A 21,873-nucleotide genomic window follows, 5' to 3' on the forward strand; every position below is an offset into this window, starting at 1 on the left:
TGCGGAGCCCTGCGGAGGAGCCCATGAACACGACTCAGTCCGACCCGCCGCGCAAGCGTGGCCGCCCGCGCAACCTCGAACCCAGCCAGGAGTACCGCGATCGGCTGGAGAACATCGTGCGGGTGGCGGCGGACGTCTTCCAGGCCCACGGGTACGAGGCCGGCTCGCTCGACGACGTGGCCGCCGCGATGGGCCTGCGCAAGGCCAGCCTCTACTACTACGTCAAGCGCAAGAGCGACCTGCTCCGCCTGGTCTTCGAGCGTGCCATCACGGTGGCGCTGACCGAGGTCGAGACGCTCGCGCACCTCGCCGACCCGCGCGAACGGCTCGCCGCGCTCATCCGCCACCAGGCGCTGCTGGTCACCCGGGATCCCGCTCTGTTCGCCGTGTTCTTCGACCAGCGGGCCGGCCTGGAGCATGCCGACCTCGCCGACGTCGGCCACAAGGAGCACCTCTACCTGCGCCAGTTCATCCTCGCCGTCGAGGCCGCGATGGCGGCCGGGGCGATCCCGCCGGGCGACCCGCGGCTCGTCGCGAACGCGGTCATCGGCATGACGAGCTGGTCCTACAAGTGGTTCGACGCCCGGCGCGACTCGCCGGAGGCGTTCGCCGACACCTGCGTCGCCCTCGTCCTGCGCTGAGCCCGGCGGGGCCAGCCCCCGCCGGGCCACCTTCCCCGCCGCTCGATCCGCCCGCCGGGCCACGCGCCCCGCCGGCCGGTCCGCCCCGCCGGGGCCCTCGCCAGTGCATCTTTCACGGCCTGCGCGCGTGCGCGCCCGAGCGCGGGCCAGTGTGACGCGGATTAATTTCTACTCGTGGGTTGACATAAATCTGCCGCCCGCATACCTTGCTCCTACCTCGCAGGCCGCAGCGGTCGGCGGCCCCGCCGGGAACGCGATCGGCGCTCCGGGGAGGCGGTCGGTCCCGGCGGTCACAGATGGCCGTCGACGCGCCGGCGGGCCTGCTCGCGGGGCCGGCGGAAGCCGCCGGCCCGCCCGCGCGCCGCGTCGCACCGCCACCGGTGACCGGGGCCTGCCAGCCCGCCGGGAACAGGAGCTTGGACGAATGACGCGACCCCGAACTCCCTCCGCACGATTACGCACGGGCGTTCCCGCCCTCGTGGTGGTGGCGCTGCTCGCGGTGATCCTCGCCAAGGGGGACTACCGGGCCAACTTCTTCTCCGGCGGCGGGTTCGCCCTCGGGGCCCTGGTCGCGGCGATCGCCCTCGGCGTGGTCGTCACCTACCGCGGGTCCGGGGTGGTCAACCTGGCAGGGGCGGCCGTGGCGATGTACGCCGCCTACGTCTACGCCGACCTGCGGGCCCACGGCGACCTGTTCCTCCCCCCGCTGCCCAACCCGCTCGCGCCCATCGAGGGTCTCGTGCACCTGGCGGGCGACGACTCGTTCTCGGTGCCGCACTGGCCCACCTCGGTGTCGTTCGGCGCCGCGATGGGGTTCTGGCCGGCCCTCGTGCTCGCCCTGGTGTTCTGCGCCCTGTTCGGCCTGGTGCTGCACGTCGCGGTGTTCCGGCCGCTGCGGCACGCCCCCGTCCTGGCCAAGGTGGTCGCCTCGGTCGGCGTGCTGCTGTTCCTGCAGGCCGTCGTCGTCCGGCGGTTCTCCACGACGACGCAGGTCGTCGGGCCGCTGCCGTTCGTCGACAAGACGCAGGTCGACCTCGGGGTCTTCAAGATCACCCAGGAACAGCTCTTCGTCGTCTGCCTGGTGCTCGTGCTCGCCGTGGCGCTCTGGGCGCTGTTCCAGCGCAGCCGCTTCGGCCTCGCCGTGCGGGCCGCCGCCGAGAACGAGAAGGGGGCCACGGTCCTCGGCTTCTCCGCCGACCGGCTCGCCGCGGCGACCTGGGTGCTGTCCACCGTCGTCACCGGGCTGCTCGGCATCTTCGTCGCCTCGGTGAACTCCTCCGTCGACCCGAACACCATGCCGGCGCTGATCGTCCCGGCCGTCACCGCCGCCCTGGTCGGCGGCTTCACCTCCTTCGGGTGGACGACGCTGGCCGCCTTCGGCCTCGGCATGCAGGTCTCGCTGGTGACCTTCCTCGGCGCGAACGAAAGCTGGTTCCCGAAGGCCGGCGGGCTGCCCGTGCCCGGGGTCGACCTGCTCGTGCCGCTCGTCGTCATCGTGGCGGTGCTGGCCCTGCGCGGGCAGTCGCTGCCCACGCGCGGCGTGCTGGGGCCGGGCCGGTTGCCGTTCTCGCCGACGGCGCGGCCGTGGGCGCTGCGCTACGGCGGGCCGGGGCTGGCCGTCGTGGCGCTGATCCCCGGGGTGTTCCTGCTGTCGCCGGCATTGCGCGACGGGCTGACCAACACGCTGACCGGCATCGTCATCTGCCTGTCCATCGTCGTGCTCACCGGCTACATCGGGCAGATCTCGCTGGCCCAGACCAGCTTCGCCGGCCTGTCCGCCTACACCGTCGCGAGCCTGTCGACGCACCACGGCTGGCCGTTCCCGCTGCCCATCCTCGCCGGCGCGGCGGTCGCGGTCGTCGCCGGTGTGCTCGTGGCGCTGCCCGCGCTGCGGGTGCGCGGGGTGCACCTGGCGATCGCCACGCTCGCCTTCGCCGTCGCCGTCGACAAGGTCGTGTTCGCCAACTCCTGGATCAACGGCGGGTACGACGGCGCGACCGTGACGACGCCGTCGCTCATCCGCTCCCAGGACACCACCACCCACCACGTCCTCGGCGTCGCCATCGGGGACGGCACCCAGCCCAACCCGCTGACCCTGGTGTTCTGCCTCGTCGTCGTGGTGGCGCTGGGCTACCTCGTCGCGAACCTGCGCCGGTCGCTGACCGGACGGCAGATGCTGGCCATCCGCTCGAACGAGCGGGCCGCCGCGGCCGCCGGGGTCAACGTCGCCGCCGTCAAGGTGCTGGCGTTCGGGGTGTCGGCGTTCATCGCCGGGGTCGGTGGCGCGGTCATCGCCTACCGCACCGGCAACGTCACCCCCGATAAGTTCCTCTACGACAAGTCGCTGATGTTCTTCGCGTTCGCCTACCTCGGCGGGATCGCGAGCGTCAGCGGCGCGGTCACCGGCGGCCTGCTCGTCGGCGGCGGGTTCGGGTTCACGGTCCTCAACCGGGTGTTCGGGCTGCCCGACGAGTTCGTGCTGCTGCTCGGCGGCCTCGGCCTGGTCGTCACCGCCGTGCTGAACCCCGAGGGCGTCGCCGGCAAGGTCCGCACCGACCTGCTGGCCCTGCAACGACGATTCCGACCGCCCGCCCCGGCGGACCCACCCGCCCCGGTCGACCCACCCACCGCAGCGGACCCACCCACCCCGGCGGACCCACCCACCCCGGCGGACGTGGCGACGCCGGCGGACGTGGCGACGCCGGCGGACGTGGCGACCTCGACCACCGTTCCCGCCGCGTCCACCAAGCCCGCCGCGACTGTCCCGTCCAGTGCGCCCACCCCGCCTGCCGCGTCGCCCACCCCGGTTGCCGCGGCCACCCCAGTTGCGTCCGGGTCCGCCGCCGGGGCCCACGTGAGCGGGTCCGCCGGGGCGACGCCCGCGGTGGCGGGAGACGCCCGATGACCGAGCTGTTGCGCACCGAGTCGATGAGCGTCGTCTACGGCGGCCTGCACGCCGTCAACGGGCTGGACCTGCGGGTCGACGAGGGCCGCCTGGTGGGGCTCATCGGCCCCAACGGCGCCGGCAAGACGAGCTTCATCGACGGCATCTCCGGCTTCACCCGCACTCAGGGTGCGATCCACTTCCGTGGGAAGCGCGTCGACCGCGAGCCGGCCCACCGCCGGGCCCGCCTGGGCCTCGGCCGCACCTGGCAGTCGCTGGAACTGTTCGAGGACCTCACCGTGCGGGAGAACCTCCAGGTCGGCGCCGAACGGCAGACGGTCGGCGGGTTCCTGCTCGACCTGGTCCGGCCCGGCCGCCAGCGCGACCAGTCCGACGTGGACTGGGCGCTGGACGTCCTCGGCATCGCCCACCTCGCCGACCGGCTGCCCACCGAGATCAGCCACGGCCAGCGCAAGTTGGTCGGCGCCGGGCGCACCCTCGCCGCCCGGCCCGCGCTGATCTGCATGGACGAGCCGGCGGCGGGGCTGGACACCACGGAGTCGGAGCAGTTCGGCCGCCGGCTGCGGCGCATCGTCGAGGCCGGCGTGTCGATCCTGCTCGTCGACCACGACATGGGGCTGGTGATGGGGGTGTGCGACGAGGTCTACGTCATCGAGTTCGGGACGAGGATCGCCCACGGCACGCCGGCGCAGGTCGTCGCCGACGAGCGCGTCCGGGCGGCCTACCTCGGCACGAAGGCGGGAATATGACCGCGCTGCTGGAAATCGAGGGCTTGTACTCCGGCTATGCCGGCGTCGCGATGGTCCGCGACCTGAACCTGACCGTGCACGCCGGGGAGATCGTGGCCCTGCTGGGCCCGAACGGCGCCGGCAAGACCACGACGCTGCTGACCACCTCGGGCCTCAACCCGGTGATGAAGGGCGACATCCGAGTCTTCGGCCGCTCGGTGCGGGGCCGCCCGGCGCACCGGGCGCCCCGCGAGGGGCTCGCCCACGTGCTGGAGGACCGCTCGCTGTTCTACCAGCTCACGGTCGCCGAGAACCTCCGGCTCGCCGCCGCGCGCAGCAAGGGCGACCTTGCCCGCGCGCTGTCGTACTTCCCGGCGCTGGAGCCGCTGCTGGGCCGGCGGGCGGGGCTGCTCTCCGGCGGTGAGCAGCAGATGCTGGCCATGGCCAGGGCCCTGACGTCGAAGCCGCGCCTGCTGATGGTGGACGAGATGAGCCTCGGCCTCGCCCCCGTCATCGTCGAACGCCTACTGCCGGTGCTGCGGCGCATCGTCGACGACACCGGCGCCGGGGTGCTGCTCGTCGAGCAGCACGTCCACCTCGCCCTGGAGGTCGCCGACCGGGCCGCCGTGCTCGTCCACGGGGACCTGGTGGCCAGCGGCACCACCGCGGAGATCGCCGGGCGCGCCGCCGCCCTCGAATCGACCTACTTCGGCGCTGGTGCCGGTGCCGAAACCGGTGCCGAGACCGACGCGGACACCGGAGCCGTTACCGACACCGGAGCCGTTACCGACACCGGAGCCGGAGCCGTCATCGACGCCGGCGCTCCCACCGGGGCCGGTGCCCGCCCCGACGGTCCGGAAGCCGACCTGGATGAGCTGGAAGGATCACGATGAGCGAGGCATGGATTCTTGACGGCGTGCGGTCCCCCCGCGGTAAGGGCCGGCCCACCGGGGCGCTGCATCACCTGCATCCGCAGGAACTGTTGGGCCAGCTCCTGCGCGCGCTCGCCGACCGCGTCGGCGTCGACCCGGAGCTCGTCGACGACGTGGTGATGGGCAACGGCAACGCCGTCGGCGACCACGGCGGCGACATCGCCCGGATGGCGGTGCTGGCCGCCGGCTGGCCGCAGACGGTGGCGGGCGTGACGCTGAACCGCTGGTGCGGGTCCGGTCAGCAGGCCGTCACCTTCGCGGCGATGGGCGTGGCGTCCGGGCACCAGGGGCTCGTGCTCGCCGGGGGTGTGGACATGATGTCGCGCTGGCCCGCCGAGGAGGGGCCGATGGACTTCTCGGCCGGCAACCCGGCGGTGCGGGCCAGGTTCCCGCAGGTCCCCCAGGGGGTGTCCGCCGACCTGATCGCGACCATCGAGGGGTTCACCCGCGACGACGTCGACGCGTTCGCCGCCCGCAGCCAGCAGCGGGCCGCCGCCGCGATCGAGCAGGGCCACTTCGCCCGCAGCGTGGTGCCCATCGTCAACGCCGACGGCTCCGTCGCCCTCGACCACGACGAGCATCCCCGGCCGGGCACCACCGCGCAGACGCTGGCGAAGCTGGCGCCGTCGTTCGCGGCCCTGGGGCGCGCCGTGTTCACCGACTACGGCTACGACCGGGCCTTCGGCGAGATGGTCCGCGACGTCTACCCGGACGTCAAGGAGGTCGACTACGTCCACCACGCCGGCAACTCGTCGGGCATCGTCGACGGCGCGGCTGTGCTCGCGCTCGCCTCGCCCGAGTTCGCCCGCGCGCACGGCCTGCGCCCGCGGGCCCGGGTGGTGATGAGCGCGGTCGTCGGCGCGGAGCCGGTCATCATGCTGACCGCGCCCGGCCCGGCCTCGCGCCGCTGCCTGGAGCGGGCCGGGATGACGGTGGACGACATCGACCTGTGGGAGATCAACGAGGCGTTCGCCGCGGTCCCGCTGAAGACCATCCGCGATCTCGACCTCGATCCCGAGAAGGTCAACGTCAACGGCGGAGCGATCGCGCTCGGCCACCCGATCGGCGCGACCGGCGGCATGCTCCTGCAGACCGCCCTCGACGAGCTGGAGCGCCGCGACCTGTCGACCGCGCTCGTCACGATGTGCACCGGCGGGGGCATGGGCACCGCGACCATCATCGAGCGGATCTGACCGCGTCGAGCAGCTCCGGACGCGCAGGTCAGGTCCGGACGCGCAGGTCAGGTCCGGACAACAACGCCGCGACGGCGATCACAGCCGCGACGGCGATCAGGGCGGCGGGCGGGTCCGCGGGGATCCGCCCGTCCCGGGGTGTGGAGGCAGGCGATGGGCAGGATCCTCGAGGGCATCAAGGTCGTGGAAGTGGCGCTGTTCGGCTTCGTGCCGTCGGCCGGCGCCGCGCTCGCCGACTGGGGCGCGGACGTCATCAAGATCGAGCATCCCGAGACCGGCGACCCGGTCCGGGCGCTGTCGTCCTACGGCTTCGGCCCCGGTGACGGCGGCGTCACGACGCTGTGGGAGGTGTTCAACCGCGGCAAGCGGGGCGTCGGCATCGACATCGCCACCCCCGACGGCCTGGAACTGCTGATGTGCCTCATCGACGAGGCGGACGTGTTCATCACCAGCTTCATGCCGTCGGCCCGGGAGCGACTCGGCATCGACGTCGACCAGGTCCGGGCGCGTAACCCGCGCATCATCTACGGCCGCGGCACCGGCCAGGGGCCCGACGGTCCCGACGCGGACAAGGGCGGGTTCGACGGCATCTCCTACTGGAGCCGGTCGGGCGCCAGCACCGCCTCGGTCCCGCCGGGCTACGACTTCCCGATCCTGCTGCCCGGCCCCGCCTTCGGCGACATCCAGAGCGGGATGTTCCTGGCCGGCGGCATCGCGGGGGCGCTGTACCAGCGGGAGAAGACCGGCCAGGGCAGCGTGGTGGACGTGTCCCTGTTCGGCGCCGGGCTGTGGGCGATGCAGGCCACCATCGCCGGCGCCGCGGCGATCGGCGCGGACAACATCGTCCAGCTCGACCGGCGGCGCCCGCCGAACCCGCTGACGAACCTGTACCGGACGGCCGACGGGCACTTCTTCGTGCTCGGGATGTTACAGGCCGACCGCTACTGGTCCGGCCTGTGCGCGGCGATCGGTCACCCGGAGCTGGCCGCCGACGAGCGGTTCACCACCCTGGCCCTGCGCACCGAGCACGCCGAGGCGTGCGTCGCGGCCCTCGACGCCATCTTCACCGCCATCACCTACGACGAGCTGGTCAAGGCCCTCGACAGCCAGGAGGGCCAGTGGGCGCCGGTCGCCGTCCCCGGCGACACCCTGACCGACCCGCAGGCGCTGGCGAACGGCTACGTCCAGCAGGTCGACTACCCGAGTGGCGCGCGCCTGCCGCTGGTCCCGGTGCCCGCCCGGGTCGACGGCGACCTGCCCACGCTGACCCCGGCGCCGACCCTCGGGGAGCACACCGACGAGGTCGTCCTGGCGCTCGGCCGCTCCGAGGAGGAGCTCATCAACCTCAAGATCGCCGGTGTGATCTCCTGATGACCGCCGTCACCCACGGGGTCGACGCCGGCGTGCTGCGCGCGCTGCTGGCCGCGGGACACCACTGCGCCCTCGGCGAGGCCGACCCCGCCCTCGGCGAGGCCGATCCCGCTCTCGCCGAGGTCGACATTCTCGACCTGCACCCGCTCAAGGGCGGCTACTCCCGCGAGATGTGGTCGTTCGACGCGGTGACCCGCGACGGCGCCGTGCATCCGCTGATCCTGTGCGCCGACTCGGCCGCCGGCGTCGTCGGCGCGGGCGGGCAGACCCTCGGTCGGCCCGCGGAGGCCGCCCTGCTGCACACCCTGCACACCGCGGGCCTGCCGGTGCCCGACGCGGTGGCCAGCGGGGACGGCGCCGCCGGGGGGCCCGGTGGCGAGCTCGGTCGTCCGTACCTGGTGATGCAGCGCTGCAGTGGCACGGCCGCGATCGGCCCGCTGCACCGCGACCCCTGGTACGTGGAGCACCGCGCGGAACTCGCCGTCTGGTTCGCCGCGACGCTGGCGGCGATCCACGCCGCCGACGTGCCGGCGGACGTCCTCGGCGGTGTGCGCCCGGACCAGGCGCGGGTCGCCGGCGCGGAGCTGGCCCGGTGGAGCGGCGAGCTGCGCGCGACCCCCCAGGCGCACACCGCCGTGCTGGACCGTGCGCTGGGCTGGCTCGCCGCGAACCCGCCACCCCCGCCCGCGCGGGTCACCCTGCTCCACGGCGACTACCGGACCGGCAACATCCTGCACGGGCACGGCGACGGCGGCCCCAGCGGGCTGCGCACGGTGCTGGACTGGGAGATGGCCCACCTCGGGGACCCGCTGGAGGACCTCGCCTGGGCGCAGCTCGTCTGCTGGCGGGTCGGCACCGACCGGGTCGGCGGCCTGGTGGACCTGGCGCGCTGGCCGGAGCTCTACGGCGCCGCCGCCGGCTGGGCGCCCGACCTCGCGGCCCTGCGGTGGTGGGAGGTCCTCGGTTCGGTGAAGATGGCCTGCCTGGTGTGGCGGGCCGCCGAGGCCGTCACCGCGCCCGCCGAGCGCGCCCTGCTGGAACGCCTCTTCGCCGACCTGGGCACCGAACTCGACCGCCGCCTGCTACCCCCCGACCGCCACCCCGCCCCACCGCGGCGGGGCGGACCGCCACCGACGGACGAAGCACCGACGGACGAAGCACGGACGGACGAAGCACGGACGGACGGAGACCAGCGATGACCGACGGTGGGAGGCGCCCCGGGGTGGGGCCCGACACGGAGTCGTTCGAGGTGCGGGGGGTGCGCAACGGCAGCATCGTCACGGTCGTCTGGGACCGGGGCCTGCTCGACGGCGATCCGCCCACCGTCGACCTCGTCGAGGTCGAGGCCGATCTGCTCGCCGAGTCCCGGCGCGATCCCCTTCAGCGTCGCCGCGACGGCGACGCGACCACCACCGCGACCGCGGCCACGGTGGGCGACCCCGAGTCCGCCCTCGCCCTCGTGGTCCGCACCCTGGACCGGGTCGTCCAGGTGACGACGCCCGCGCGGCCCCGGCCGTCGAGCTAGCCGAGTGAGGTGCGGTGCGCCGCGCACGGTCCGCGCTGTCAGGCCGTGCAGAACGCACCGCACCGGCCCGCGCACCGGTGCCGACCTGCGCGCGGAACCGTTCCGCCCGCCCTGGCACTGACGCCAGCGCCGATGATCTTGGTGTTCCGCGGAACCCTCCGCCGCTGCGGGCCTCCGACCCACGCCCGGTACCCCGCATCGTTGATCAAGGTGTTCCTCAAACGCCACCCCGACATCAGATTCCGCGGAACCGCGCCGTGCTGGCGGGCCAGGGGATCGACGGAAGGCCCGGGCACCGTGCGGTGCCCGGGCCCTTTCGGTGCCGGCGGCCGCCGGCCGGCGGCAGTGGCCGGGCCGGGTCGGGTGACTCAGGCCAGGTCGTAGAGCTTCATGGCGTTGTCCTGGAGGATCTTGCGCAGCACGTCGTGCGGGAGGTCGCCGAGCTTGTCGTTGATGAACTGCCGGGGCGGCAGCGCCGAGCTCACCGGCCCCGGCGACATGCTCGTCGGGTGCGGGAAGTCGGTCTCGTACAGGATGTTGTCGGCGCCGACGTAGTCGATCGCCGCGCGCAGCGTGGGGCCGTGCTCGAACCAGAAGCAGGCGTAGATCTGGCGGCGGAAGTACTCGCTGGGCAGCAGGTCGTACTCGGGGTGCTCCTTGGCGACGCCGCACTCCGTCCACATCCAGTCCAGCGCCTGCAGGGTGAACGGCACCCAGCCGACGCCGCTTTCCACCGAGACGAACTTCAGGTCGGGGAAGCGGTGGCACACGCCCGCGCCGATGAGGCTGCCCACCGTGCGGGCGTTGCCGAGGAAGAACGTCATCGGGAAGGTGGCGTAGTTGGCGTGGACGCCGGCCGACGGGTGCAGCAGCTGCGGCATCGTGGTGTCGCCGCTGCCGATGTGGAAGTTGATCGACAGGCCCATCTCCTGGGCCGCGGCCCACAGCCGGTCCCAGTGCGGGTCGGTGAGCATGGGGGAGCCGAAGTCCTCGGGCGCCTGGGAGAACACCAGGCCCTTGTGCCCGAGCTCCGCGCAGCGCTTCATCTCCGCGATCGACAGGTCGATGTCCCAGAACGGCACCGCCATCACCGGGACGTAGCGGTCCGAGACCCGGCGGAAGTCCGCCAGCCAGTCGTTGTACGCCTGTAACAGCAACAGCGCCAGCTCCATGTCACCGAAGTCGGTGTAGCGCCCGGCGCCGAAGCCGGCGACGTTCGGGTAGAGGACCTCGGCGTGGATGCCGTACTCGTCCATGATCTCCAGGCGGCCCTCGGGCTGCCAGATGCGCGGGTCGACCATGTCGAGCTGCGCGGGGAACTTCGGGGGCGGCTCCTTCCAGCCGGCGATGGCGAGACCGGCGGCCGGGCTGAGCACCTTGCCGCCGGCGATCCACCATTCGATGCCGTTCGCGTCGCGTTCGACGTGGGGAACGCGGTCGCCGTACTTCGACGGCACCCGGGACGTCCAGAGGTCGTAGTGCTCGACGACGTGGGTGTCGCAGTCGATGACCTTGAGGTCGAGTTCGTCGATGAGATCCACGATGTACCCCTCACGCGGGACCGGGATCGCCCCCGGTCGGGACGGTGCGCAACTACCTGCACGGACCATAGGTGAGACCCAGATTACAGTCAACCCGTCGGTCGAATAAATTCGTCCCGCGGTCGTCGGGTGCCGTTCGGCGGCCCTCCGTCGATCGAACGGGCCGACGCCCGGGCTGTGGTGGGGTTGCGGTCAGGTTGCGAGTCGGGCCCGCCGGCCGGTCCGCCGATTAATTCGAACGACTGGTGGACTAAATTATTGTGGGGTCGTACGGTGCTCCCACCCGTCGGCCACGGGGGCCGGCGCAGGTGGGAGGCGGTACCGGTGAGAGGTCGTTCTGTGGCGGGGGCGCTGGCGCTCAGTTCCCTGCTCTTAGCCGCGGCGTGTTCGTCGTCGGGTTCGTCCGGGGGCGCCGCGAAGCCCGCCGGCGGTGCCGGCACCGGGGAGGTGAGCTCCGCGCCCGTCGCCAACAGCGACAACAACGCCTGGGCGCTGCGCTACACCGGTGGCTCCGCCGGCCCGGCGAAGGGCACGCCGTACAAGATCGGATTCGTCAGCCAGGACACCTTCCTGCCGTCCGCGACGCAGGGCGCGCGGGCCGCGGTGGCCTACGTCGACGCCGAGCTCGGCGGCGTCGGCGGCCGGCCGATCGAGCTGGTCTCCTGCTCGGTCAACGTGCCGGAGGACGCCGCCCGCTGCGGCGCCCAGATGGCCAACGACGCGTCGCTGTCCCTGGTGATCGTGGGCGGCCTGAGCGTCGGCAACAAGGAGTTCTACGACGCCGTGGGCGGCCGCAAGGCGATCCTCATCGGCAACGCCCTGGCCAGCGAGGACTTCGTGACGACCCGCGGCGTCGCCTACACCGCCGGCTCGCCCGGGGTGCTGATGGGCATGGCGCGCTTCGCCGTGGAGGAGCTCAAGGCCCACACGGTGGCCGGCATCGTCCCGGACACCCCCGCCGGTCGCGCGGCCGCCCAGCAGCTCGTGAAGCCGATCCTGGACGCCGCCAAGGTGAAGTTCCGGCCGGTGTTCATCAGCCTGCAGGCCACCACCCCGGACCTGACGACGGCGTTGCAGGCCAGCGGCGCGGGCAGCGCCGACGCGCTGATCACGGCCTTCCCCCCGAGCAGCTGCATCAGCATGTACGACGCGATCCGCTCGCTCGGCATCAAGCCCAAGGTGATCACGACCGACCAGTGTGCCGACGTGCCCGTGCGCGCCCACCTCAAGACCGTGGGTGCCCCCGGCGCCGTCCCCGACGGCTGGTACTACGCCAACTACGGCTACAACTTCGACCTGCCCGACGTCGACTCCGGGATGAAGACCTACCAGTACGCGGCGGCGAAGTACGCCAAGCCGCTGGGAAGCGCCCCCGTCGAGCTGCGCGGCTTCAGCGGACCGACGTTCGGCACCGTGATGACCGCAGCCAAGATCGTCAATCAGCTCGGCGTGGACAAGGCCACGTCGTTCGACGTCGTCGACCGGGCACTGCGCGGCTTCGCCGGCCCGGCGATGCTCCAGGTCGGCCCGCTCAAGTGCGGCCAGGCGCCGTTCGTCGCCGTCTGCGGCCACCAGATCGGCGTCGACCAGTACTCCGGCGGCAAGTGGACGAGCGTCCGCGACGGCCTCAACGACAAGCCGGTCAACCTGCTGGCCCCGGCGAGCTGACCCCGCCTACCTCCCGGGCTTCCGGCCGGCCCCGCCCCCGCCGGCCGGCGCCCCGGCGCGCCGCCCACCCGATCCGGGAGTCGGTGCCGCGGGCGCGGACGACGTCGGCGCTTCGGGTTCGGTCGCGTCTGCCTCGAGCAGACGCGCGAGGAGCTCGGTGAGCTGCTCGAGGTCGGCGGCCGGGAGGTTGCTGATCGCCGGGGGCGGGCGCAGCAGGATGGCGTCGGAGGTTGCGATGGCGTCGTGCCCGGCGGCGGTGAGCGCGACCAGCTTGCGGCGCCGGTCATCGGGGTGCGGGCGGCGTTCGACCAGGCCGTGCGCTGCCAACTTGTCGACGATCAGGGTGGCGTAGGGGGCGTCGACGCCGTTGGACCGCGCGAGTTGGCCGAGGGTCACCGGTCCGTCGCGAATCTGCAGGAGGATTTTTCCCCGGCCGCCGCCGAGGCGGAAGCCGAGCGCCTCGGCGAGCTCGCCCCGGCGGTTCTGGGCCTCGACGAACCGCTGCATGAGGGCCCAGGCCCGCTGGTCGGGATCGGCGTTCACCACGCCACCGTCCGGCCGAGGAAGTCGACGTAGTGCAGGCCGGGGCTGCCCGTCAGGGCGTCGAGGGTCTTGACGACGTTCGGGATGCTCTCGTCGATGGTGTAGCGGGGGCCTGCGCCCCGTTCTGCCTCGAGCCCACCTGCCTCGCGACCGCGCCATCGGAGGAAACGGGGGTTCGCCGTGTCCGCGGGAACGGCGACGCCGATTCGACCTGCCCGACGCCGACTCCGGGATGAAGACCTGCCAGTACGCGGCGGCGAAGTACGCCAAGCCGCTGGGACGCGGCCGGCCGCAGGTCCCGGGGCGGCGATCGCCACGGCCCGGGAATCCACCCCGACGCGCGGGACGGTTCCGCGGAACACATTGTCCCGGAGCCGGAGCCGGAGCCGGGGCCCAGCAGAAGGCCGGGCAAAACCGGTGGACGCCATGGCCACGGGCGTCGTACCTTCACCCGGGTCCGACGCCCACACGTCCTGTGAGGTGCAGGTGATGACGGTCCAGGCAGTTACGGCCAGTTCCGCCCGGCCGCTTTCCGTAACCGCCGTAACCGCCACGACCTCCTCGGACGTCAGGAATCCCAGAAGTGGATCTTCCGCGTGGTTTCACCATCCGCGAGAGCACCCACCGCATCCACAATCCGTTCGGCAGCGACAAGCTGGCCGCGCTGGGACGGGCGCTGGTTCTGGCGCCGGGAACTCGGGTGCTCGACCTCGCGAGCGGGTCGGGCGAGATGCTGTGCACCTGGGCGCGCGACCACCAGATCACCGGGACCGGGGTGGACATCAGCACGGTGTTCACCGCTCAGGCGCGTGCGCGCGCCGACGAGCTGGGCGGCGCCGAGCAGGTGGCCTTCGTGCACGGCGATGCCTGCGGTCACGTCACCGACGACCTGGTCGATCTCGCCTCGTGCCTCGGTGCCACCTGGATCGGCGACGGTGTGGTCGGCACGGTCGAGCTGCTTATCAGGACGGTTGGGACCGGTACAGGGCGGCGCAGTGGCTCAAATCCGCCGCTGGCTTGACCGCAATCCTGGCGACGAGCTGGCCGCCGAGCTGCGGGCCGAACTCGCCACCGAGCCGGCCCGCCAGGTCAGGTACCAGCGCGAATACCTCGGCTGGGGGGTCTTCGCGCTGATGCGACGCTGACGGTGGTTCACGGGTGGGTCAGCGCTGGACGCCGACGGACTGCCACACCCGGAGCAGGACCTCGTCGTCGGGGGCGTCGAGCGACCACTGCCACGGCTTGGCGAAGACGAAGACCTGGGCCTCGTGATGGGTCGGGTCGCTGCCGTCGAGCATCGTGATGGTCACGCTCTTGTCGCCGGTGAGGACGAAGAAGACCTCGCGGTACTGCCCGAGGTGGACGTCGAGGACGACGGCGTCGGGGCCGTAGCGGTGGACGTCGACCGTCCGGGTGCGCGGCGTTGCGGGACCCGGTGCGGGATCGGCGGGGGACGGTGCCCCGTCCTGCCTCATGCCCCCGCCTGCCTCATGCCCGCCTGCCTCGTGCCCGCGCCATCACTCGTGCCCGCGCCATCAGAGGAAACGGCGGTTCGCCGTGTCCGCGGGAACGGTGATGCCGAGTTCCTCCAGCAGCGGACGGGTGTCGGCGATGTACTGCTGGCGGAGCTGCTCATTGTTGAGCTTGCGCAGGCCCCAGCGAACGTACGCGTCGCTGAACTCCGAGTCCGACCGGCCGAACATGTCCAGCGCGGCCGGCCACCAGATCTTTATCTTCTCGTTGGCCTCGGCCAGCCCGGCCGGGTCGGCGCACACGCGGCGCAGGTTCGACATCCCGAACGTCGCGTGGAAAACCTCGTCCTTGTGCAGGCGCTCGGCCACGTTCAGCAGGGGCTCGTAGGGCACGTCCTCCCACGTCTCCCCGATGTAGCAGCCCACCCGGTCGCCCAGGGCGTTGAAGTACGCCATGTCGCAGAACGTGTCGATGGGCAGGTGGAAGAGGTACTGCTTGATCGGCTGTTCGACCACCCCGACGCCCAGGCCCGCCAGGATTCGCGCCGTGATGACGCCGTGCTCCACCTCCTGCTGCATGAGTTTCGCAAACGTCGTCTTCAGCCGCTCCTCGGGAGCGAGCGTCATGCAGCGTTCCCACAGGTGGTTCAGCAGCTCGGTGTAGTACCGGTTCGTCGAGTTCTCCAGGTGGTGCACGAGCATGCGCACCAGCAGGTCGGAGAACTCGCTCGGGATGTCGGCGTCGTTCTCCCGGTACACCCGACGCTCGCCCACCATCGCATCTGCCATGACCTCATCGTAGGAAGGTCCACCATTATTGTCAACTCATGAGTCGAATGAAATCGACCCCTGCTTATCCAGAGGGATAAATCGGACACGGAAGCCTCCGGACAGGCGGCTGGGCCCGTCGCCGTGCGGTGTGCCGGCTGTGTGCTGGTCTGGTGGTTCGGTGCCAGGGGGTGATGCGCGGCACGACTCCACCGAAGATGCTGATCACCAGTTTGGGGTCCGGGTTGACGCCTTCCCGTACCCCACCGATCACCCACGGATACGGAGGGCGGCCCGCGGTGGCCCCGACCAGATCGTGGTCAGCAGATGCTGGAGGTTGTGTGCGTCCCAGCTGCCGCACGGGGTCACCCACCTCCTGCAGTTGCCGACGCAACCAGACCTGGCAGGCGCCAGCCAACCCGGCCTCCTCCCGCACACCATGCCTTCGGGCGTGGAAACGCGCCCCAGGGCCGGGGTGGTGACAGGGTGGGACGGCCTCGAAGCCAAGCGTTTCTGCGGCCACGAGGGACAGCAGGGTCCAGGGTGGTCCGGGCCGGGCGAGCGGGGCAGGCCGAGCGGGCCCAGCAAGCCGGGCGAGTCGGGCAGGCCGAGCACGCCGGGCGGGCCGGGCGAGCGGGACGAGCGGGGCAGGCCGAGCCGGGTTGGTGGGTTGTTCAGGGGGCGGTGGGGTCGTCGAGGCGCAGGGCGCGGCCGACGACCTCCTTCATGATCTCGCTGCTGCCGCCGAAGATTCGAGTGATGCGGACGTCGCGGTACATCCGGGCGATGGGGTACTCCTCCATCCAGCCGTAGCCGCCGTGGAGCTGGACGCCGGCGTCGACCGCGTCGAACTCCAGCTCGGTGGCGAGCAGCTTGGCCGCGGCCGCGTCCTCGGGGGTGAGGGTGCCGGCGATCCTGGCCTGGACGCAGCCGTCCACGAGCGCCTGGACGGCGAGTGTGCGGGCGTGCAGGGCCGCCAGGACGAACCGGGTGTTCTGGAAGCTGCCGATCGTGGTGCCGAACGCCGTGCGGCTGCGGACGTACTGCCTGGTCAGCTCCTGGGCGCGGCGGGCACTGGCGACGCTGCCGACGGCGATGGACAGCCGTTCGGCCGCCAGGTTGCGCATCAGGTAGTGCAGCCCGCGGTGCTCCTCGCCGAGCAGGTTGGCCGCCGGCACCCGGGCGTCGTTGAAGAACAGCTCGGCGGTGTCCTGCGCGCGCAGGCCGACCTTGTCGAGCTTGCGTCCCCGCTCGAAGCCGGGGGTGGCGCGCTCCACCGCGAGCAGGCTGAGCGAGCCCCGCCCGGCGCCCGGGTCCGTCTTGACCGCCACGACCACGAGGTCGGCGAGCAGGCCGTTGCTGATGAACGTCTTGGCGCCGTTGACGACGAAGTGGTCGCCGTCGCGCAGGGCGGTCGTGCGGATGCCGCGCAGGTCGCTGCCGGCACCGGGCTCGCTCATCGCGATGGCGGTGACGGTCTCGCCGGAGCAGTAGCCGGGCAGCCAGCGCGCCTTCTGCTCGTCGGTGGTGAGGCCGACCAGGTAGGGGGCGAGCAGCTCGTTGTGCAGCGACAGCCCGAGCCCGGTGATGCCGCCGAACGCCAGCTCCTCGGTGACGATCACGTCGAAGCGGGGGTCGCTCAGCCCGGCGCCGCCGTACTGCTCGGGCACGGTGAGCCCGAGCAGGCCCATCTCGCCGGCCCGGCGCCAGGCGCTGCGGTCGACGACGCCGGCCCGTTCCCACTCCTCGTGGTGCGGCTGGCATTCCTTCGTGACGAAGGTCCGCACGAGTTCGCGGAACTCCTCGTGTTCGGCCTCGAAGAGCGTGCGTTGCATGACGGCGACTCCTGTCCGTGCTCGTCGGGGCCTGGTTGCCAGTGGCGGGAGTGGTTGCCAGTGGCGGGAGTGGTTGCCGGTGGCGGGCCGGGTGGTTCCTTGCGGGGGGCTGGTCAACCGGCGGCCGCGCCGCCCGCAGCGGCGAAGGCGGGTGCGGCGCTCGGACGAGAGCGCAGGGCACCCCAGGCGGCGGCCATGGCGCCGGCCTCGGCGGGGGAGGCGCCGTGCACCAGCACCTCGTCGGCGCCCGCGGCGCGGTAGTCCGCCGCCCGCCGCGCACACGCGGCGCTGGACCCGATCGCCGCGCCGGTGTCGAACCACTGCGCGGGGATCAGCTCGGCGGATTCCACCAGCCGGTCGCGGGTGACGGCGGTGTCCGCGATGCCGCGGCCGGTCAGGGTGGGATGGGCCCGTAGCCGCTCGAGCACCGCCGGGTCCCAGCCGTTGCGTTCGACCAGCAGTTCCCCGAGGCCGCGGACCTGGAAGTAGCTGACCGCCCGTGCGCGCACGGCCAGGTCCGCCCGGTCGGGCGGCAGGTCGGGCGCGGCGACGAGGGTGGTGATGACGCGGACCGAGGCGGGATCGCGCCCGGCCCGCTCCGCAGCGCCGCGCACCGCCGCCACCGAGGCGGCCACCGCGTCGACGGTGAGGAACGGGTGCAGGATGACCCCGTCGAACGCCCGACCGGCGAGGTCGAGCCCGCGCGGCCCGATGGTGCCGAGGACGACCGGCGGCGCGCCGTCCGGGGGCAGGTCGGAGAAGCGCATCCCGCGGAACGACCCCGACGCGCCCTCCTCCCGGATCGCCTCGCCCGCCCACAGCCGCCGCAGCACGCCCACCAGGTGCTCCAGACCGCGCAGCGTCGGTGGCGCCACGCCGAGCGACGGCGCCAGCGCCCCCAGTCCCCGGCCCAGCCCGAGGACGAACCGGCCGCCGCTCATCGTGTGCGCGGTCGCTGCCAGCGCGGCGATGGTGAGCGGATGACGGGTGCCCTGGTGGATCACGGCGGTCCCGACGCGGCAGCGGTCGGTCGTCGCGGCGAGCGCCCCGCAGACCACCCCGGCCTCCTTGAGGTCGAGCCGCTCGCTGACGTAGACCGCGCCAAAGCCGGCCCGGTCCGCGTCGCGCGCCTCCCGCAGGGCACGGGCGGGGTCGCTCGCCCGCCCGGGTAGCACGTACACGCTGAGGTCGTCGTGCAGGCCGGGGTCGTCGTGCTCGCGGGGGCCGTCGTGCAGGCGGGGGGCATCGTCCAGGTCGGGTTCGCCCTGCAGGCCGGGGGCGTCGTGCACGCCATCGCTGTGGTCGGCGGATGTCACGGTTCGATTCCCTCGGCTTCGGTCGGATCGGTCGACGGGGAGGCAGCCTGGGCGGCCCGGATCCCGTCGGGTTCGTCGAGTTCGTCGGGGTCGTGGAGCTGGCTGGGGTCGTGGAGCTCGTCGGGGAACAGCTCGTCGGTGTGGCCGACGTAGCCCAGCGCGAGAAACAGGTACATCTGGGCCGTCTCCAGCGCCCGCTCGATCGCCGGCGACAGGGCGCCTTCCCGCTCTCGGGCCAGCAGGGCATGCACCGCGAGCAGGCGGGCGCGCTGCCGCTCGACGTCGGCACCCAGTCCCGCCTCGGTGCCCAGTCCCGCCTCGGTGCCCAGTGCCGCCTGGCCCTGCTCCGGCCTCGGCTCGGCGCCCGGTCCCGGTGGCGGGAGTCGATCGAGATCCGGGCGGGTCCGCGTTCCCTGCACCGCGCCGGCCATGGTTCAGCGCCTCTCTCGGGTGGTGGTGGCTCGTGCGCCCGGCTCGCGGGCGTCGAAGATCCGTTTGGTCTTCAGCTCGTAGCGCGGCAGCGTCCCGGCATGGACGATCTCGGTCTCCAGCCGGACGCCGAGGTGGTCGCGCAGGTGCGCGGACAGCCGCGCGGCCAGGTCGGCCAGCGCGCCGACCCCCGCCGCGGCCTCGGCCCGGACGAGCATCCGATCCATGCCGTCGCGGCGGGACAGGTGCAGCTCGTAGTGGTGCGTCAGGCCGGGGACCTCGCTGATCAGGTTCTCCACCGCGGTCGGGTACACGTTGACTCCGCGGATCGTGACCATGAAGTCGGACCGGCCGAGCACGACGCCGGGGAAGTGCTTCCACGTCCACCCGCAGCCGTGGTCGGGACGGTCGTCGATGCGCACGAGGTCGTGCGTGCGGTACTTGATGAACGGCTGCACGAGATGGGTGTAGCTGGTGATGACGTGCTCGCCGACCCCGTCCGAGTCGGTGACCGGCTCGCCCGAGGCGGGATCCACCGAGTACGAGTGGCAGACGTCCTCGATCGCGTGCACCCCGCCGGCCCACACGTCGCACGACTGGCCGATGAACAGCGCCTCCCCGATGCCGTAGGCGTCGTGGATCCGCTCGGCGCCCCAGGCCTCGGCGAGTCGGTCGCGGATGCGCGGCACCGACAGACCCGCCTCGCCGCCGCCGGCGAGGATGCGCACCCCGGCGCGGCGCAGGTCCAGACCCGCCCGCTCGGCGATCTCGGCCAGGTGCAGCAGGTAGGTGGGGGTGCCGCAGACGATGGCGGGGCGGCGTTCGAGGATCTGGCGGACCCGCTGCTCCCCGGTGGCCCCGCCGCCGGAGACGATGGTCAGGCCGAGGTTGCGCGCCCCCCAGTAGTACGTCCACAGCCCGACCCACATGCCGAAGTCGAAGCAGAAGTAGATCGAGTCCCGTGGCCGGGCGCCCTGGCTCCACAGGCCGTAGCAGAGCTGGGTGCCCGCCTTGTGCATCTCGAACTGGCTGAACGCCTCGTGCAGGAACCGGCCGGTGGTGCCCGTGGTGTGGAAGTACTGCTGCCAGTGTTCCGGGCCGAGCGCCAGGCCGCCGAAACCCGACTCCGAGCTCTCCTGGTCGCGGACGTAGTCGGGCTTGTCGGTGAACGGCAGCCGGTGATGGTAGTCGTCCCAGGTGCGGATGTCGGCGGGCTTCACCCCCGCCGCGTCGTAGATCCGCCGGTGCAGCGGGGAGTGGTCGTAGGCCCAGCCGACCAGGTGGCGGATCCGGGCGAGGTGCAGCGCGTCGAGCCGTTCCCGATCGGCGGTCTGCGTCGCCCGGTTCCAGAACCGCTGGTCGACGGCCTGGCCTAACGCCCCTGCCATTGCGCGGTCCGCTTCTCGATGAACGCGGCGGCGCCCTCGCGGTGGTCCTCGGTGGTCTTGAGCACGCTCTGGCCGAGGCGTTCCAGCCGGCGGCCGGTCTCGCCGTCGACGTCCGCGCAGGTGTTGAGCACGAGCTTGGCCATGCCGAGGGCGAGCGGCGCCATCGCGGCGAGCCGGTCGGCCATCGCCCGGGCGGCGTCCAGCGCCGTACCGGCCGGGACGACCTCGGTGACCAGGCCGAGCTGCAACGCGGCGTCGGGACGCAGCGTGCCGCCGAGCATGACCAGTTCCTTGGCCCGGCCCCGCCCCACGTACGTGACGAGCCGCGAACAGCCGCCCGACCCGGGGATGAGGCCGACCTTCGCCTCCGGCATGACGAACCGGGCCTTGTCGCCGGCCACCCGGAAGTCGCAGGACAGTGCCAGCTCGAAGCCGCCGCCCGCGGCCACCCCGTCGACGGCGGCGATCACCGGGATCTCCATCGCCTCGATCGTGTCGAAGACGTCGTGGATGCGCCGGGCGTGCGCGCGGAACCCGCGGGTGCCGAGCGCGGTGAGGTCGCCCATGCCGCTGACGTCCTCGCCGGCGGAGAACGCGCGCCCGCCCGCGCCGGTGATGATCAGGACGCGTACCCCCGGGTCGAGGGCGGTGTCCTCGACGGCGTCGCGCAGCTCCTGGCGCATCGCCGCGTTCCAGGAGTTCATCCGGTCCGGCCGGTTCAGCGTGAGCACCCGCACGCCGCGGGGCTCGTCGTCCAGGGTGATGTACTCGTGCCCCATCAGCGGGTCCCCGTCTCCACCCGGCCCGTTTCCAGGCGGACCGTCGCCGCCACGGTGCCGTCGGCCTTGCGGACCTCGACGCCGTCGGCGGTGGGCACCACCGTCAGCTCGTCGCCGGGGAAGACCGGCGCGGACAGCCGGGCCTTCGCCGACCGCAGGGCCTGGGGGCCGAGCTGCTCGACCACGGCGTCCAGCGCCAGCGTCACGGTGAGCGGGCCGTGCGCGATCACCGACGGCAGCCCGGAGGCGCGGGCGAACTCGTCGTCGACGTGGACGGGGTTGAAGTCGCCCACCGCGCCGGCGTAGCGGGCGATCTGCACGCGGGTCACGGGGCCGCGCGTGCGCTCGCCGAGGGCCACGTTCTCGCCGGGGGTGAGTGTCGCGCTGTCGTCCTGGGTCACTTGCTGCTCCCACGCTCGATGAAGGTGACGGTCTGGCGCTGCACGAGGTCGCCGGCCGCGTCGGTGAACTCGGCGGCGAGCAGGCCGAACTGGTTGGCGCCCTTGCGGAAGACGTCCTCCACGGTGACCCGCACGTGCACCCGCTCACCGGGGGTGAAGGGCCGGCGCCAGTCGTAGTCGATGCCGGCGAGCAGGGCGCGGGACAGGTCGAGGCCGAGGCCGTCGACCGCCGTCGACTCGCCGCCGACCGACGCGCCGAAGTAGGGCACGAGGGTGGCCGTCGCCGTCCCCGCGGGGCTGCCGACGGCCCGGGCCAGTGCGGCGAGCACGTCGGGGGAGACCGTGAGGTCGTCCTCGACCAGGGTTCTGCCCTTGGCGCTTTCGTCCATCTCGACCTCCGTCGGGACTGTCCGCGGCCCGTGGGCGCGGCGAGGGTAC

At 72.7% G+C, this 21,873-nt stretch carries 22 protein-coding genes; 11 read left to right on the top strand and 11 right to left on the bottom strand.

Annotated features, from left to right (window positions below):
- Positions 1-23: 23 nt before the first annotated feature.
- The 8 genes from FRAAL_RS13490 to FRAAL_RS13525 all read left to right on the top strand — a co-directional run bounded on the left by FRAAL_RS13490 (position 24) and on the right by FRAAL_RS13525 (position 9,295).
- Positions 24-641 carry a TetR/AcrR family transcriptional regulator gene (locus FRAAL_RS13490; RefSeq protein ID WP_011604237.1) on the top strand — a complete coding sequence of 206 codons (618 nt, stop codon included), beginning with the start codon at positions 24-26 and terminating at the stop codon, positions 639-641.
- A 424-nt stretch (positions 642-1,065) separates the two neighbouring features.
- Positions 1,066-3,546 (top strand): branched-chain amino acid ABC transporter permease, encoded by a 2,481-nt coding sequence (locus tag FRAAL_RS13495; protein WP_050997113.1) that lies wholly within the window; start codon positions 1,066-1,068, stop codon positions 3,544-3,546.
- The gene (locus FRAAL_RS13500; RefSeq protein WP_011604239.1) at positions 3,543-4,295 is read left to right on the top strand and encodes an ABC transporter ATP-binding protein; all 753 of its coding nucleotides are present in this window, start codon (positions 3,543-3,545) and stop codon (positions 4,293-4,295) included. Before FRAAL_RS13495 ends, FRAAL_RS13500 begins: the two co-directional genes overlap by 4 nt.
- Positions 4,292-5,167 carry an ABC transporter ATP-binding protein gene (locus FRAAL_RS13505; protein WP_041939281.1) on the top strand — a complete coding sequence of 292 codons (876 nt, stop codon included), beginning with the start codon at positions 4,292-4,294 and terminating at the stop codon, positions 5,165-5,167. Before FRAAL_RS13500 ends, FRAAL_RS13505 begins: the two co-directional genes overlap by 4 nt.
- Positions 5,164-6,399: an acetyl-CoA C-acetyltransferase gene (locus FRAAL_RS13510; protein WP_011604241.1), complete on the top strand. Its 1,236-nt coding sequence runs from the start codon at positions 5,164-5,166 to the stop codon at positions 6,397-6,399. The genes FRAAL_RS13505 and FRAAL_RS13510 overlap by 4 nt, the downstream gene beginning before the upstream one ends.
- Positions 6,400-6,552: 153 nt before the next feature.
- Positions 6,553-7,770: a CaiB/BaiF CoA transferase family protein gene (locus FRAAL_RS13515; protein WP_041939282.1), complete on the top strand. Its 1,218-nt coding sequence runs from the start codon at positions 6,553-6,555 to the stop codon at positions 7,768-7,770.
- On the top strand, positions 7,770-8,969 hold the full coding sequence (locus FRAAL_RS13520) for a phosphotransferase family protein (protein ID WP_011604243.1): 1,200 nt from the start codon (positions 7,770-7,772) through the stop codon (positions 8,967-8,969). The genes FRAAL_RS13515 and FRAAL_RS13520 overlap by 1 nt, the downstream gene beginning before the upstream one ends.
- On the top strand, positions 8,966-9,295 hold the full coding sequence (locus FRAAL_RS13525; RefSeq protein WP_050997114.1) for a hypothetical protein: 330 nt from the start codon (positions 8,966-8,968) through the stop codon (positions 9,293-9,295). Before FRAAL_RS13520 ends, FRAAL_RS13525 begins: the two co-directional genes overlap by 4 nt.
- 368 nt (positions 9,296-9,663) lie before the next feature.
- Here the strand turns inward: FRAAL_RS13525 and FRAAL_RS13530 are convergent, their stop codons facing one another.
- Positions 9,664-10,836, bottom strand: coding sequence for an amidohydrolase family protein (locus tag FRAAL_RS13530; protein WP_011604245.1), 1,173 nt, complete (start codon positions 10,834-10,836; stop codon positions 9,664-9,666).
- 324 nt (positions 10,837-11,160) lie between these two features.
- Here FRAAL_RS13530 and FRAAL_RS13535 point away from each other — a divergent pair, with 324 nt between their 5' ends.
- Positions 11,161-12,504 carry an ABC transporter substrate-binding protein gene (locus FRAAL_RS13535; protein WP_041939283.1) on the top strand — a complete coding sequence of 448 codons (1,344 nt, stop codon included), beginning with the start codon at positions 11,161-11,163 and terminating at the stop codon, positions 12,502-12,504.
- Between the two features lie 6 nt (positions 12,505-12,510).
- Here FRAAL_RS13535 and FRAAL_RS13540 read toward each other — a convergent pair whose 3' ends face one another.
- Entirely contained in the window at positions 12,511-13,047 is a 537-nt protein-coding gene (locus tag FRAAL_RS13540; protein WP_231861636.1) for a MarR family winged helix-turn-helix transcriptional regulator, read from the bottom strand.
- A gap of 583 nt (positions 13,048-13,630) precedes the next feature.
- Between FRAAL_RS13540 and FRAAL_RS13545 the strand changes: the two genes are divergently transcribed.
- On the top strand, positions 13,631-14,068 hold the full coding sequence (locus FRAAL_RS13545; protein WP_011604249.1) for an SAM-dependent methyltransferase: 438 nt from the start codon (positions 13,631-13,633) through the stop codon (positions 14,066-14,068).
- Entirely contained in the window at positions 14,043-14,192 is a 150-nt protein-coding gene (locus FRAAL_RS36345; RefSeq protein WP_011604250.1) for a hypothetical protein, read from the top strand. The genes FRAAL_RS13545 and FRAAL_RS36345 overlap by 26 nt, the downstream gene beginning before the upstream one ends.
- An 18-nt stretch (positions 14,193-14,210) precedes the next feature.
- On the opposite strand, the gene FRAAL_RS13550 is transcribed toward FRAAL_RS36345, so the two are convergent.
- From FRAAL_RS13550 to FRAAL_RS13595, 9 genes are all read right to left on the bottom strand, one after another.
- Entirely contained in the window at positions 14,211-14,522 is a 312-nt protein-coding gene (locus FRAAL_RS13550; RefSeq protein WP_011604251.1) for a hypothetical protein, read from the bottom strand.
- Between the two features lie 60 nt (positions 14,523-14,582).
- The gene (locus tag FRAAL_RS13555; RefSeq protein ID WP_011604252.1) at positions 14,583-15,308 is read right to left on the bottom strand and encodes a Phenylacetic acid catabolic protein; all 726 of its coding nucleotides are present in this window, start codon (positions 15,306-15,308) and stop codon (positions 14,583-14,585) included.
- A 653-nt stretch (positions 15,309-15,961) separates the two neighbouring features.
- Entirely contained in the window at positions 15,962-17,122 is a 1,161-nt protein-coding gene (locus FRAAL_RS13565; protein ID WP_011604254.1) for an acyl-CoA dehydrogenase family protein, read from the bottom strand.
- Positions 17,123-17,235: 113 nt separating this feature from the next.
- Positions 17,236-18,438 carry a TIGR03857 family LLM class F420-dependent oxidoreductase gene (locus FRAAL_RS13570; protein ID WP_083866792.1) on the bottom strand — a complete coding sequence of 401 codons (1,203 nt, stop codon included), beginning with the start codon at positions 18,436-18,438 and terminating at the stop codon, positions 17,236-17,238.
- Positions 18,435-18,857, bottom strand: a complete 423-nt coding sequence (locus tag FRAAL_RS13575; protein ID WP_162137474.1) for a hypothetical protein — start codon at positions 18,855-18,857, stop codon at positions 18,435-18,437. Before FRAAL_RS13575 ends, FRAAL_RS13570 begins: the two co-directional genes overlap by 4 nt.
- A 15-nt stretch (positions 18,858-18,872) precedes the next feature.
- The gene (locus FRAAL_RS13580; RefSeq protein WP_011604257.1) at positions 18,873-20,255 is read right to left on the bottom strand and encodes a phenylacetate--CoA ligase family protein; all 1,383 of its coding nucleotides are present in this window, start codon (positions 20,253-20,255) and stop codon (positions 18,873-18,875) included.
- On the bottom strand, positions 20,240-21,034 hold the full coding sequence (locus FRAAL_RS13585; RefSeq protein ID WP_011604258.1) for an enoyl-CoA hydratase/isomerase family protein: 795 nt from the start codon (positions 21,032-21,034) through the stop codon (positions 20,240-20,242). Before FRAAL_RS13585 ends, FRAAL_RS13580 begins: the two co-directional genes overlap by 16 nt.
- Positions 21,034-21,435 (bottom strand): MaoC family dehydratase, encoded by a 402-nt coding sequence (locus tag FRAAL_RS13590; protein ID WP_011604259.1) that lies wholly within the window; start codon positions 21,433-21,435, stop codon positions 21,034-21,036. Before FRAAL_RS13590 ends, FRAAL_RS13585 begins: the two co-directional genes overlap by 1 nt.
- Complete coding sequence (locus FRAAL_RS13595; protein ID WP_011604260.1) at positions 21,432-21,824, bottom strand: FAS1-like dehydratase domain-containing protein; 393 nt, start codon at positions 21,822-21,824, stop codon at positions 21,432-21,434. Before FRAAL_RS13595 ends, FRAAL_RS13590 begins: the two co-directional genes overlap by 4 nt.
- Between the last annotated feature and the right edge of the window lie 49 nt (positions 21,825-21,873).

This window comes from Frankia alni ACN14a (assembly GCF_000058485.1).
Taxonomy (GTDB): Bacteria; Actinomycetota; Actinomycetes; order Frankiales; family Frankiaceae; genus Frankia; species Frankia alni.

Excerpts from the sequence above, each read along its gene's own strand:
- FRAAL_RS13490 (WP_011604237.1), top strand. The coding sequence starts at position 24 with ATGAACACGACTCAGTCCGACCCGCCGCGCAAGCGTGGCCGCCCGCGC.
- FRAAL_RS13495 (WP_050997113.1), top strand. The coding sequence starts at position 1,066 with ATGACGCGACCCCGAACTCCCTCCGCACGATTACGCACGGGCGTTCCC.
- FRAAL_RS13500 (WP_011604239.1), top strand. The coding sequence starts at position 3,543 with ATGACCGAGCTGTTGCGCACCGAGTCGATGAGCGTCGTCTACGGCGGC.
- FRAAL_RS13505 (WP_041939281.1), top strand. The coding sequence starts at position 4,292 with ATGACCGCGCTGCTGGAAATCGAGGGCTTGTACTCCGGCTATGCCGGC.
- FRAAL_RS13510 (WP_011604241.1), top strand. The coding sequence starts at position 5,164 with ATGAGCGAGGCATGGATTCTTGACGGCGTGCGGTCCCCCCGCGGTAAG.
- FRAAL_RS13515 (WP_041939282.1), top strand. The coding sequence starts at position 6,553 with ATGGGCAGGATCCTCGAGGGCATCAAGGTCGTGGAAGTGGCGCTGTTC.
- FRAAL_RS13520 (WP_011604243.1), top strand. The coding sequence starts at position 7,770 with ATGACCGCCGTCACCCACGGGGTCGACGCCGGCGTGCTGCGCGCGCTG.
- FRAAL_RS13525 (WP_050997114.1), top strand. The coding sequence starts at position 8,966 with ATGACCGACGGTGGGAGGCGCCCCGGGGTGGGGCCCGACACGGAGTCG.
- FRAAL_RS13550 (WP_011604251.1), bottom strand. The coding sequence starts at position 14,522 with ATGAGGCAGGACGGGGCACCGTCCCCCGCCGATCCCGCACCGGGTCCC.
- FRAAL_RS13555 (WP_011604252.1), bottom strand. The coding sequence starts at position 15,308 with ATGGCAGATGCGATGGTGGGCGAGCGTCGGGTGTACCGGGAGAACGAC.
- FRAAL_RS13565 (WP_011604254.1), bottom strand. The coding sequence starts at position 17,122 with ATGCAACGCACGCTCTTCGAGGCCGAACACGAGGAGTTCCGCGAACTC.
- FRAAL_RS13580 (WP_011604257.1), bottom strand. The coding sequence starts at position 20,255 with ATGGCAGGGGCGTTAGGCCAGGCCGTCGACCAGCGGTTCTGGAACCGG.
- FRAAL_RS13585 (WP_011604258.1), bottom strand. The coding sequence starts at position 21,034 with ATGGGGCACGAGTACATCACCCTGGACGACGAGCCCCGCGGCGTGCGG.
- FRAAL_RS13595 (WP_011604260.1), bottom strand. The coding sequence starts at position 21,824 with ATGGACGAAAGCGCCAAGGGCAGAACCCTGGTCGAGGACGACCTCACG.